The 12,243-nt window shown below is 60.8% G+C and carries 11 protein-coding genes and 1 pseudogene; 8 read left to right on the top strand and 4 right to left on the bottom strand.

Translation table 11 applies throughout. The features are described from left to right. The first annotated feature begins 76 nt into the window (after window positions 1-76). The 3 genes from GM79_RS22325 (at window position 77) to GM79_RS22315 (ending at window position 4,991) form a co-directional block, all read left to right on the top strand. Window positions 77-2,488 carry a glycoside hydrolase family 2 protein gene (locus tag GM79_RS22325; RefSeq protein WP_035568170.1) on the top strand — a complete coding sequence of 804 codons (2,412 nt, stop codon included), beginning with the start codon at window positions 77-79 and terminating at the stop codon, window positions 2,486-2,488. A 132-nt stretch (window positions 2,489-2,620) separates the two neighbouring features. Next, window positions 2,621-4,357, top strand: coding sequence for a glycosyl hydrolase 53 family protein (locus GM79_RS24015; protein WP_072008706.1), 1,737 nt, complete (start codon window positions 2,621-2,623; stop codon window positions 4,355-4,357). Window positions 4,358-4,550: 193 nt separating this feature from the next. Then, on the top strand, window positions 4,551-4,991 hold the full coding sequence (locus GM79_RS22315; RefSeq protein ID WP_035568168.1) for a hypothetical protein: 441 nt from the start codon (window positions 4,551-4,553) through the stop codon (window positions 4,989-4,991). 476 nt (window positions 4,992-5,467) lie between these two features. On the opposite strand, the gene GM79_RS25680 is transcribed toward GM79_RS22315, so the two are convergent. Beyond that, window positions 5,468-5,620, bottom strand: a complete 153-nt coding sequence (locus tag GM79_RS25680; protein WP_161787235.1) for a hypothetical protein — start codon at window positions 5,618-5,620, stop codon at window positions 5,468-5,470. 105 nt (window positions 5,621-5,725) lie between these two features. Here GM79_RS25680 and GM79_RS22310 point away from each other — a divergent pair, with 105 nt between their 5' ends. Next, window positions 5,726-6,229, top strand: coding sequence for a hypothetical protein (locus tag GM79_RS22310; RefSeq protein WP_152560148.1), 504 nt, complete (start codon window positions 5,726-5,728; stop codon window positions 6,227-6,229). Between the two features lie 558 nt (window positions 6,230-6,787). On the opposite strand, the gene GM79_RS22305 is transcribed toward GM79_RS22310, so the two are convergent. Both GM79_RS22305 and GM79_RS22300 read right to left on the bottom strand, forming a co-directional pair. Then, window positions 6,788-7,192: a hypothetical protein gene (locus tag GM79_RS22305; protein WP_152560147.1), complete on the bottom strand. Its 405-nt coding sequence runs from the start codon at window positions 7,190-7,192 to the stop codon at window positions 6,788-6,790. A 255-nt stretch (window positions 7,193-7,447) separates the two neighbouring features. Then, window positions 7,448-7,804 (bottom strand): chemotaxis protein CheB, encoded by a 357-nt coding sequence (locus tag GM79_RS22300; RefSeq protein WP_035568163.1) that lies wholly within the window; start codon window positions 7,802-7,804, stop codon window positions 7,448-7,450. Window positions 7,805-8,110: 306 nt separating this feature from the next. Here GM79_RS22300 and GM79_RS22295 point away from each other — a divergent pair, with 306 nt between their 5' ends. From GM79_RS22295 to GM79_RS26615, 4 genes are all read left to right on the top strand, one after another. After that, window positions 8,111-8,479: a DoxX family protein gene (locus tag GM79_RS22295; protein ID WP_035568161.1), complete on the top strand. Its 369-nt coding sequence runs from the start codon at window positions 8,111-8,113 to the stop codon at window positions 8,477-8,479. A 106-nt stretch (window positions 8,480-8,585) separates the two neighbouring features. Continuing rightward, window positions 8,586-10,367: an ABC transporter ATP-binding protein gene (locus tag GM79_RS22290; RefSeq protein ID WP_035568159.1), complete on the top strand. Its 1,782-nt coding sequence runs from the start codon at window positions 8,586-8,588 to the stop codon at window positions 10,365-10,367. Window positions 10,368-10,511: 144 nt separating this feature from the next. Continuing rightward, complete coding sequence (locus GM79_RS25185; RefSeq protein WP_152560146.1) at window positions 10,512-10,958, top strand: hypothetical protein; 447 nt, start codon at window positions 10,512-10,514, stop codon at window positions 10,956-10,958. Between the two features lie 244 nt (window positions 10,959-11,202). Continuing rightward, the gene (locus GM79_RS26615) at window positions 11,203-11,496 is read left to right on the top strand and encodes a GrpB family protein (RefSeq protein ID WP_072008705.1); all 294 of its coding nucleotides are present in this window, start codon (window positions 11,203-11,205) and stop codon (window positions 11,494-11,496) included. On the opposite strand, the pseudogene GM79_RS25675 reads toward GM79_RS26615, so the two are convergent. Continuing rightward, window positions 11,493-12,243, bottom strand: a pseudogene (locus GM79_RS25675) (ISLre2 family transposase); the annotation flags it as partial. The gene GM79_RS26615 and the pseudogene GM79_RS25675 overlap by 4 nt on opposite strands.

The following is a 12,243-nucleotide window of genomic DNA, read 5'->3' as shown; positions in this document are numbered from 1 at the left end:
AAACACCGCGCTTCGGCTCATGGGTTTGCCTCGCCCCGTACCAGTCCGTTTCCATCCCCGATAACAACCAGACCGTATGCCTTTGCCTTTCCTATCCTGTAATTCTGCCCGCTGCCTCAGTGGTCTGCTGCTGCTGGCGGGACTGAGCCAGTGCAACGGCCCGGTGAACTCGACGGCCCAAACGCGGGTGGCGCCCGCCGTGGCGGATTTCAACCAGGACTGGCAGTTTGTGAAGGATGTGGACACGACCATCGTTGCCAGCTATTTCAACCAGGCCGGCAGCGCCGCGCAATGGGCGCCGGTTTCGTTGCCGCACACGCCGCGCATCGAGCCCGTGGCCCCCGACCAGCCGCAGTGGCAGGGCATCAGCTTCTACCGGAAGTTTTTCAGGGTGCCGACGGCCGGGCCAGGCGGGCGCGTGGCCATAGCGTTTGGCGCGGCCATGCACACGGCCGACGTGTACCTGAACGGCCAGCGGCTGCAGCGGCACGTGGGCGGCTACCTGCCTTTCACTGTCGATATATCGCGGCAGGTGAAGCCCGGCGCGGAAAACACCCTGCTGGTGCGCCTCGACAACCGGGACAGTCCCGTGGTGCCGCCCGGCAAGCCACTCAAAGGGCTGGATTTTAATTTTTACGGAGGCCTGTACCGGCCGGCCCGCCTCATTCTTTCCGACCCGCTGCACATTGCCGACGCCGTGCAGGCCAACCGCGTGGCGGGCGGCGGCCTGCTGCTGCACTACGAAAACGTGAGCGCCCAAAGCGCCACCCTACACCTGCAAACCGACGTGCAGAACGACGCCACCCAGGCCCAAACCGCCCAGCTGCGCACGGTATTGCTCGATGAAAAGGGCCGGGAAGTGGCCCGCGCCACCAGCGTGGCTACCAGTATTGCGCCGGGCGCTTTTGCCCAGATAAAGCAGCAGCTCGCTATTGCACGGCCGCAGCTGTGGTCGCCCGACCAGCCCTACCGCTACCGCGCCGTGGTGGAGGTGCTGCGCGACGGCAAAGTCATCGACCGCCAGGAAACCAGCACCGGCGTGCGCAGCATCGGTTTCGCTGCGGAGTCGTTCACCCTCAACGGCCAGCCGCTGCGCCTGCGCGGCACCAATCGCCACCAGGAATACCCCTACTTGGGCTACGCCATTTCGGACAATGCCCAGTACCGCGACGCCTGGAAAATCAAGGACGCGGGCTTCAACTTCGTGCGCTGCTCGCACTACCCCCCTTCCGAGGCGTTTTTGCAGGCCTGCGATGAGCTGGGAATTCTGGTGATGGATTCCGCGCCGGGCTGGCAGTTTTTTGGCAACGCCGAGTTTCAGCAGAACAGTTTGCAGGACATCCGCGACATGGTGCGGCGCGACCGCAACCACCCCAGCATCGTGCTGTGGGAAGCCGCTCTGAATGAGTCGGACATGGCCAAGCCCTTTATGGAAGCGGCGCACCGGGCCGTGCACGAGGAGCTGCCCTTTGCCGAAGGCGTGTACAGCTGCGGCTGGCTCGACTACGCCTACGACGTCTTTATTCCGGCCCGCCAACACCTGCGGGCACCCAATTATTTCAACAAGTACGCCAAAGACAAACCACTGTTAATCTGCGAATACGGGGACTGGGAATACTACGCTCACAACGCCGGCTTCAACCAAACCAGCTTTGCGGGCCTGAAGGAATCGGAGCGCACCTCGCGGCAGCTGCGCGGGCAGGGCGAACGGGCGCTGACCCAGCAGGCGCTCAACTTCCAGGAGGCCCACAACGACAACTTCCGCGGGCCGGCCGTGGGCGATGCCAACTGGCTGATGTTCGACTACAAGCGCGGCTACGCGCCGGACATTGAGTCGTCGGGCGTGTCCGATATTTTCCGGCTGCCCAAGTTTGCCTACTACTTCTACCAGAGCCAGAGCGGCCCGGTGGCCGGCCGCAACGGCTTCGGCCAGCCCATGGTGTACATCGCCAGCTTTTGGCAGCCCACTTCAGCCAAACGGGTGGTAGTGTACAGCAACTGCGACGAAGTAGAGCTGCTGCTCAACGGCCAAGTCGTGGCCCGGCAGCGGCCCGACACTGGCCCGGCGGCCGACCGGCTAGCCCACGCCCCGTTCACGTTTGCGGTGCCGGCCTTTGTACCCGGCACCCTGCGGGCCGTGGCCTACCGGGGCGGCAAGGCGGCGGCTACTGCTGAGCGGCGCACGCCCGGCGCGGCCCACCACCTGCAGCTGCGCTACGACCGCAGCGGCCGCGACGCGGGCCCGCAGGACGTGCTGCTGGTGTACGCCGACGTGGTAGATGCCAACGGCACGGTACTGCCCGAGGCCACCAACGCAATCCGTTTCGCGCTCAAAGGCGGCGGCGAAATTATCGGCAACAACCCCGGGCGGGCCGAAGCCGGCATTGCCACGGTGCTGCTGAAAACCGGCCTCGCCAAAGAAACCGTGCAGCTCACGGCCACGGCCGAAGGGCTGGCCGACGCGGCCCTGAAAATTGACATCCGCTAACCCAAGCGTGGCCGTGGCGGGCCGCATTTTTCCTGACTTTACACCATCGTTTGCGCAGCAAATTTGGTGGGCGCAATTATTTTTTTCATTCCCGACCCGGTTCAAAGGGTCTTTACTCAGTGAAGAAGCCCGATGAAGCACCTTCTACTATTTGCCCTGCTCCTGGGCTTGCTGCTCGGGCTGGCCAAGCGGGCGCAGGCCCAGACGCCGGCCCCGTTTGCCAAGGGCGCCGACGTGAGCTGGGTAACCCAAATGGAGCAGGCCAACTACCGGTTCTACAACCCGGCCGGCACCGAGCAGGACCTGTTTCAGCTGCTGCGCGACTACGACCTGAACACCATCCGGCTGCGGGTGTGGGTGAATCCGGCCGGCGGCTGGAACGGCAAAAACGACGTCATCGCCAAAGCCATTCGGGCGCGTAATCTGGGCTTTCGGGTGATGATTGACTTTCATTACAGCGACGAGTTTGCCGACCCCGGCCGGCAGAATAAGCCCGTGGCCTGGCAGAATTTCACCTTCCCGCAGCTCAAAACCGCCGTTTACGACCACACCGTTGACGTGCTGAGCAGCCTCAAAAGCAACAACGTGGTGCCCGAATGGGTGCAGGTGGGCAACGAGACGCCCGATGGCCTGCTCTGGCCCGATGGCCGCATCAGCACCAACGCCCACAACTTTGCCGAGCTGGTGGACCAGGGCTACGCGGCCGTGAAAGCCGTGAACCCAACCACCAAAGTCATCGTGCACGTCGACAACGGCTTCGACAACGCGCGTTCGCGCTACATGGTCGACGCCCTCACGCAGAACGGGGGGCGGTTTGATGTTATCGGCCTGTCGCTGTACCCCACGGTGACCAACTGGCCCACCCTCACGGCGCAGTGCCTGGCCAACATGAACGACCTGGTGGCCCGCTACCCCGGCAAGGAAGTGATGGTGGTGGAAACCGGCATGCCCGCCAACGCCCCCATTCCCACCCAGCAAATGCTGCTCGACCTCATGGCCAAAGTGCGCGCAGTGCCGGGCAACAAGGGCCTGGGCGTGCTCTATTGGGAGCCGCAGGCCTACAATTGGATGAGCTACGGCCTGAGTATGTGGAACACCACCGGCCGCCCTACCGTGGCCATTGATGCCTTTCTGGACACCCCGCCCACCACTGGCCTCGTCGCCAACCCCAGCTTCGAGGACACCGGCGCTACCCAAACCCCGCTGGGCTGGGCCACCACGTCCCCGACCGGCGATGCCGATGCGGATTTCACGGATTTCTACGGCTACACCACGCCTTACCAGCTGGTGCACCAGCAGGCCACGGCCTACCAGGTGCGCACGTTCCAGCTGCTCGCCAACGTGCCCAACGGCACCTACACGCTGCGGGCCTGGGCGCAAAGCACGGGCACCCAAAGCCAGCTCTACGCCACCGGTTTTGGTGGGGCCGAGCTGGCGGCCACGCTGCCCGTGGCCGCCAACTGGGTGCGGGTGCAGGTGCCGGGCATCGTGGTCGCAAACGGGCAGTGCGAAATTGGCCTGCGCTCCGTTGCCGCCGCCGGGGAGCGGGCCAGCATCGACGACGTGGAGTTTACGGCTACCGCCGTGACGGCCGGCCGGCCGGCCGCGCCCGGCTTCACGGCCGACGTTTTCCCCAACCCCAGCGCCGGCCCCCGCACCCTAACGCTCAGCCTGGCGCACGAGGCCCCCGTGGAGCTGGCGCTGTTCAGCCTCACCGGGCAGCGGGTGCGCACCCTGGCCGCGCCGCCGCGCCTGGGCCGGGGCACGCACACCCTGCCGTGCGCCGCGCCGGGGCTGGCGCCGGGTACCTACCTCCTGAAAATCAGCCACGGCCCGCACGTCGCAGTACGTAAGTTCGTGCAGCTGTAATGGCCCGCTTTGGAGCCTTATTGGGTCTGTTTGCTTCCTCACTCGTTTATTTTTGATTCGTATAAAAGCATTTTACAGCCTTGTGGCACTAGAACGGCTGGCGACTGCGCCGCTCACTAGCCGCGCCTGGTTCATTGTAGATGGCCAGGCCAGCCGCTCCGAAATCGGGGCCACCCTGGGCACGTACTAACCGGTGGCAACCTACACTGGCAACCACTTCGACCCCAATCCGGGCCTAAAAACCCTGTACGTGGGCTACACCGCCAGCACGCTCAACAGCATGCTGGCAGACTCGGCTAAGTCGGCCACGGCGGGAGCGTACCGCGCGTACGTTATTTACCTCAACACGCCCGGCCCGGCAGGTGCTCCGGCCGGGGCACCGCTGAGCGGCAGCGACGCCAACTTGCCGCTGCAGCACCGGCCTGTGCTCGACATGCAGGCCGCCTACGGCTTTTGCGTGGTAGTGAAGCCGGGGCCCAACAAGGCCTACATCAGCCGAGTATTGTATGTGGCTGGCACAGCCGTTGCGCCCGGCACCGACACCGACATTGGACTCATTGATAAGATGGGCACGGTCCTCACCGCGCCCGGTAGCCTGGACCTGACAGGTACCCGCTTCGCCTACCGCGACTAAGCCAGCCTCACGGCCAATACCAGCACTTCGGGGTTCGAGATTGAGATTCCGCTAATGGGCTTTAGCACAGCCACCGCGCCGGCTGGGGCAACATTCCCATCGAGCTGTTCGCGGCGTTTGTGAAAAGCAACGGCACGTTTTTGAGCGCGGTGCTGCCTCAGATTCCCGGCCGCACCACCGCACCAGGCCCCAACCCCGACTTCACGACCATTGACGGCAACCAGTTTGCGTCGTAGTTGGGTGCCTGAGTACTAGCCAGCCGGTCGGCTGTGGCCGCAGGCTTCGGTTTTCAAATGTTTTTTAACCTCGCCTAAACCCCAGCCACTGTGGTCTACATCGTGCCCAACAAACCACAAGCAATTTTGCTAACCTCGTACAGCGGCTTTGGGTAGCAGATGCACACCCTGGCCAGCGCCCGGCAAACCGGCCTGCGGCATTGCCAGCTCAAGCTGGTGCACTTGCAGGTTTTGCACCAGCTATTGGGCCTCGGCGGGCAAGAGTGGGGGCGCCACTGCCGTGGCCAGGCGACGGCGCTCGTGGGCGCGGGCGCGCCGGCTCAGCAGGGCGGCCTGCGGGTTGGGCGGCGGCAAGCTGGCAGCATCGGGCGAAAGATTATTGGGCGGCAACATAAAGCAGGATGGCAGGAGCTTAGTAAATGGACAGCACCGGGAACGCGGAGGCGCAAAAAAACGCTACCTTCCGCCCGCCGAGTGGCGCCGTTTACCTCATCTTTTTTGCTTACGTTCTACTTTATGCCCAACGAGTTCCACACCGATGTGCCCGCCTCCGTACTGGCCGACGTTCAGCAGCACCTCGACGCCATTAAGGTCGCGCTGGCGCCCTATCTCATCTCCCTCACTCCCGACGAGCGCCGCACCATGCTGCGCATGGCCGACAAGACGGTGGCCTTCGTAACCAAAGCCACCGATTACGCGACGTCCAACCCTGCTTTTGTGCCCTCCTTCGTGGATCTGGCCGAGCTGAAGCAGGACGTGGCCGGCGTGGCGGCCCTCACGCCCCTGCGCCAGCAGTTCGAGCAGCTGGCTCTCGACACCGACAGCACCGTGATGGTGGCCGGCTCCGAAGCCTACGGCAACGCCCTCACCGTGTACAACAACATCAAGTTCATGGCCAAAAACCGGCAGCCCGGCGCTCAGGCTGCCTACGACGACCTGAGCCAGCGCTTTTCCAGCGGTGCCAGCGCCGCCCGCAAGGCGCTCAAGGCGGCCAAGGAATAAGCAGACGGAGGATATAAGGGGACGTAGCTTCTTTCCCCTGGCCCCAGCGTTGATACGTTGTAGCTTGCCGGGCGTGCACCCCGTCCCCTAGCCCCTTCCCCTCCGAGGGAAGGGGGACTAGTTACGGTACTTAATATTCTGATGTTTAATCTTCTATAGCTAAAACCTAGCTCCCCTTCCCCCGCAGGGGAAGGGGCTGGGCAATGGGGTTTGTGAGCGGCGAGCTAGAACATATCAAGGCTGAGGCTAAAAGGTGAGTCGCAACGTAACGCGCATCACCTTTCTCCCGCAAGGCCCGGTCCCGAGGAAAAAACCTTCGCGGCCGGGCCTTTTTGGGTCTAATTTGAGCCAAAGAGGCTCCAATTCCTGGGTCGGACCTAAGAATTGGAGCCTCTTTGGCTCAAATTGGAGCCGTGATAGTAAAAAGTTGGGCCAGATTGGGTCAAAATCCTGGGTCGGACCCAGGATTTGGGGCCTTTTCAGGAAGAATCGGGGCCAACGTGGGGTGCGAGCGGGGCGGGCGGGAGCGGTTTTGAGCCTTGGCGGGGCTGAGTTGGCCTAGTTTGGTTGCAGCCAGGCTACGGCTTCGGCCTCGGCAATAAAAATGGCTGCCTCGTAGGGCTGGGTGGCGGCCAGGGCGGCCTGCACACCCGAGGCCACAGCGGCATCGATACGCATTTGCTCGAGGCGTGGCAAGGAGCTGAACACCGCCATTCGGAGCGGGCGCGGGGCCAGCTGCGCCACGGCCGCCGGAAAAAACGTGTTGGTAAGCCAGGCGGTTTCGACGGGGTCGATGGGCCCGCAGCGGCGCGAGTCGAGCAGCCAGTTGCCGCAGCGGTGGGCCAGCGCCAGCACCAGGGCAGCCTGGTAGGAAGCTTGCGCCTGAGGCAGCGTTTCGGGAGTCAGCCAGCGTAAAAACACAATATCAAGGTCGGGCCGATAGGTAAGAGTGTAGGTATCCAAGGGCGTAGCATTAATGATAAAGCCATTAAAACCCGGCGGCGGCGGCCAGGTTTTGGGCTTTTTACGAACCTTAGCGACAAATGGTAGCCAAAAGACCTGCAAGCGACGGCAAACGGCGAAAAAAACTCTAACCGCGCCAGCTCAGTGGCGAAGGTGGCCGGCCGCTAGCACAGGTGTACGGCCCTATCCAGAGCGGCGCGGGCCCGCACCAGCGCCGGGGGCATGGTGAGGGGGTTTTAGCGGGTGGCCAGGTTTTCAGTAGAGAATTCGGCGGAGCCGCACCAGCAGCGGCTTGTTCGCGTACTCCAGCTGCTCGGCGGGCAGCATGCAGTCTACGAATTCGGTGGCCAGCGCCGCGCGCGGCCTTGCGTCGTACTCGGCCAGCGCGGGGGTCTGCACCATCACCATGCCAACGTTTTCCATCACCATTTTCAGGCCAATAGTGCCGTCGGAACCCATGCCCGAGCAGCTGACGCACACCCCACGCTCGCGGGCATCCTTGACCATGCGGATTTGGGCCGGCGAGGCAGCGCCATTGTGCCCCTGGTCTTCGAGCGGCACCACCACCGGGGCGGGCCCATCGGCCGGGGCGTCGGCCGGAAATGGATTCACAAGGAATGAGCCGTTAGCTTTCGGCCCGCTGCGGTGGAAACACCTGCACCGAAAGCCGCTTCAAGCTACAGTTGACAACTTGCCAAAGTGGCGCCACAAAACCACCTGGGAAATACAGCGGCGGACTTTCAAAAACAGCTAGAAATGCAGCCGGGGCCGAACCGCCGCGCCACCGGCCGCCCCTTGCGCGCCTTGCCGTGCGCCCCACACGCATAGTTGCCCAGATAGCACGACCTTGTCCCCACATCTCGGGCCGCACGCCCCGGCCTGGCTTTTTTTCTTTCGCTGTTTTCACCCCCTTCATCAATGAGCCCTTCCATACGCAACATCATCGCCTGGATTCTGCAAGTCATCCTGGCCCTTCTTTTCATTAAAGCCGGCTTCGACAAGCTTAGCAACCTCGACGGCACCGTGAAGATGTTTGAGGGCCTGGGGTTGCCGGCAGTGCTGGGCACCGTGGTGGGCGCGGCCGAGCTGCTGGGCGGCATTTGCCTGCTCGTTCCGCGCACGGTGCGGTTGGCGGCCATTGGCCTGGCCATCATCATGGTGGGCGCGCTGCTGATGCACGCCACCAAAATTCCCGGCGGCCTGGCGGGCGGCACCTTCGCCGGGGCGCTACTCCTGGCCCTCATCGCGATACTGCTCTTGCGCCGCCCTGCCCGCGTGCTGGTGTAGCACGTAGCCGCTGGCTCCGCCCAAGGCGCCGGCCCGGCCCGAACCATTGGCGTGCGCCGGAGTTGCAACCCCGGCGTGCCAATAGTTCGGGCCTTTACTTTGCTTCATGAAAATCCTTTATAGCTACCTGCGCAACTACTGGGGCCTGCTGGTGCTGGCCCTGGTGCTGGCCACCGTCAACCAGGTATTCTCGCTGCTCGACCCCTACATTTTCCGCAAGCTGGTCGATAAGTTCGTGCCCAAAAACGGCGACCTCGGCGGCATTTTGCAGGTGCCGTTCTGGCCGTTTTTCCGGGAGGCCATCCCCTACATCGGCCTGATGCTGGGCGTGGCCATGGTGTCGCGCATCGCCAAAAACTTCCAGGACTACTACGTCAACGTCATCACCCAGCGCCTGGGCGCCAAAATGTATTCCGACGGCCTGCGCCACTCCCTGGAGCTGCCCTACCAGGTGTTCGAGGACCAGCGCTCGGGCGAAACCCTGGGCAAGCTCCAAAAGGTGCGCCTCGACGTCGAAAAGCTGATTCAAAGCTTCGTGAATGTGCTGTTCACGGCGCTGGTGGGCATCATTTTCGTCATGTGGTACGCCCTCACGGTGTACTGGCCCATTGCGGCGGGCTACTTCATCACCATTCCGCTGCTGGGCATTCTGAGCTTTGCGCTCAGCAAGCGCATCAAGGTCATTCAGAAGACCATTGTGGCCGAAACCACGGCCCTGGCCGGCTCCACCACCGAAAGCCTGCGCAACATCGAGCTTATCAAAAGCCTGGGCCTGGCCCAGCAGGAAACCGAGCGCCTGAACGCCACTACCACCAAAATCCTCAAGCTGGAGCTGCGCAAGGTGCGCTACCTGCGCTCGCTCTCTTTCGTGCAGGGCACGTTCGTGAATCTGCTGCGCAACACCATCGTGCTGCTGCTGCTGTACCTGCGGGTGCAGAACCACATCAGCCTGGGCGAGTTCTTCTCGTTCTTCATCTACTCGTTTTCCATCTTCGGCCCGCTGCAGGAATTCGGTACCATCATCGGCATCTACCGTGAAACCGAAATTTCGCTGGCCAACTTCCAGGCAATTCTCGATACGCCCAAGGACAAGAAGCCGGACCATCCCAAATCGGTAGCGCACATCGAAAACCTGGCCTTCGATAACGTTACCTTCAAGCACCTCACGGCCAACGCCCCGGCGCTGAGCAGCATCTCCTTCACCACTAAGCTCGGCGAAACCATTGCCTTCGTGGGCCCCTCGGGCTCGGGCAAAACCACGCTCGTGAAGCTGCTGGTGGGCCTCTACCCCCCCCTCTCGGGCCAGATTCGCTACAACGGCATCCCCGGCGCCGAAATCGACCTCGACGAGCTACGCGAACAAATCGGCTTCGTCACCCAGGACACCCAGCTGTTTTCCGGCACCATCCGCGAAAACCTGCGCTTTGTGGCCCCCAACGCCACCGACGAGGAATGCCTGCGGGCGCTGCATCAGGCGGCGGCCACCACGCTCCTGGCCCGCGCCCCGCAGGGCCTGGATTCAGTCATCGGCGAAGGCGGCGTAAAAGTCTCGGGCGGCGAAAAGCAGCGCCTCAGCATAGCCCGCGCCCTGCTGCGCAAGCCCACCCTCATGGTATTCGACGAAGCCACCTCGGCCCTCGACTCCCTCACCGAGGAAGAAATCGGCAAAACGGTGCGGGAGCTGTCCGGCTCGCGCCAGCACATGACCATCCTCATCGCCCACCGCCTCAGCACCATCCTCCACGCCGACCGCATCTTCGTGCTCGAGCGCGGCCACATCGCCGAGCAGGGCCGCCACGAAGAGCTGCTCCAGCAAAAGGGCCTCTACTACGCCATGTGGCGCCAGCAAATCGGCGAGCGCAAGGAAACGTCGGCGGTATTGGCGTAATTGAGTTTGCGTTGCGGGAAGCATGCCGATTTGGTGTGCTTCCCGCTACTAACTTGCATTGTGGCAAGTCGCGTGAGGTGAAATATTGGTGGCAAACTTAAACCGACAGTATCATTAGATTAACCGGTAAACAACATTTGGCAAATGAGAATATTTGATTTTTGGTTTAAAAACAAGCTCAACATGGCCAACGCGAACAATCAGCCTCATAACAATTCTGACAAATCATCTGAAGTACTCAGAGAAGTTCAAGAAGATGAGCCGAAGCAACTAAATTATTCAGAGGAACGAATAAAGTTTTTTTATGAACACCCAGAAACATTGGTTGATATAGAATTCTCCAACCGGACAAATATTTTTATAAATATTTGGGTAGAGCCACTTTGCTTATCAATTGATTTAGACAAAGACACTGAATATAAAGTTGTTTCTCACGATAGGTTTTTTAGAATAGAGTTCGATAAAGACAACCAAATTGTTTTTTATTTACAACACAGTTTCGGCTTTAAACTTTACAAAAGAGCAAGTAGTGCAGACATTCTAAATGAAAATGAATGGCTTCTTGACTATGACTGCTCTGACATTAATTAGCTCCCACAAGACAGAAGGCAATATTGCACTGGCATTCTAGCGGCTAACGCAAACACGTTGAACATGGGTGTAATTCAAAAATACGTGGGAATACTGCTTCTCCCGGATGCTGGTATTTGCTTAAGCCACTTAGAGAAGCTTTTGAAGCAGCGGCAGAAAGCCCAGCGCGTAGTTTTGAATTACACCCTTATGTTACCGTAAGCGGCTAACACCTAAAAATTGTGCAGAATTTTGAAGCATCAGGATGGTACTCAAAAAATACACTTCAGATTGGATTGGAAATTTCACGAATATAAAATGCGAAATAGAAACCGTCCTCAGCGGAATTCACTGCCTTATTGAGCACGTAGGAAGTACTTCGGTACCGCAATTGGATTCTAAGCCGGTCATAGACATTGATGTCATTTATTATGACCCATCTGACTTTGAAATAATAAAATCACAACTAGAAGGGCTTGGATACTACCATAATGGGAATCAAGGAATTCAGGGCCGTGATGTATTCAAGCGGGATGGGTGCAATTCAAATTGTCGCTAGGCCTCTCTTGCGGGATTGAAGGGTTCAATTTGCTGTCGCACCAGTTGCCATCGGTTACTCATGGCGCAGACGCGCAGGGTCAAGACGCGTTGGGCGCCGTTTTTGCCCCAGCGTTGGCCCGCCCGCTTCATGCGGCGTTGCATCACCGTGCGGTGGGCGGCCTCAATGGCACCCGAGCCAATCAACAAGCCGCGTTTGCGGTAGGCTTTGTAATCCATCCGGTCGCGGTTGGCTTCGAGGTAAGCACAGACCGATTCGCACAGGGCCGGGGCGATGGCGAGCTGCTTTAGATGGGCTAAGACATGGTCTAATTTACTGTCCAGCAGTAGCTTGCGTTGTTCTTTAAACCAGCCGGAAGCCGCTTTTCCGCTCCCCCAACACGCCTTGCCGGCCTGGCCAATGTGTTCCATGGCATGGTAGAAGTCCAAAATCAGCGTGGCCCGGGGACAGGTTTTTTCGATGAACTGGCGCAGCCAAATGGCCCCGTCGCTGATAAAAACCAGGTCGCGCCCCTGGTCTTTGTAGGGGGCGAGTTGCGCCGCAAATTTGTCCCCAAACGCGGCTGCCGTCCCCAGATGGCCCACAAAAATCGACGCGGCAATGTGCCCGCCGCGCTCCTCGACCACGCTCGTTTGCAAGGCCGTCGCGGCAAAAATGCGGCCCAACTTGGCTTCCTTGTACCCCTCGTCGGTGAGCAGCATCGCCCCGTCGGCCTGCGCATAGACGATGCCCGCTGGGGCGGCTTCA

The organism is Hymenobacter sp. IS2118 (assembly GCF_000715495.1).
GTDB lineage: Bacteria > Bacteroidota > Bacteroidia > Cytophagales > Hymenobacteraceae > Hymenobacter.
Note: the sequence above shows the minus strand (reverse complement) of the source record. Positions and strands in the feature narration are given on the sequence as shown.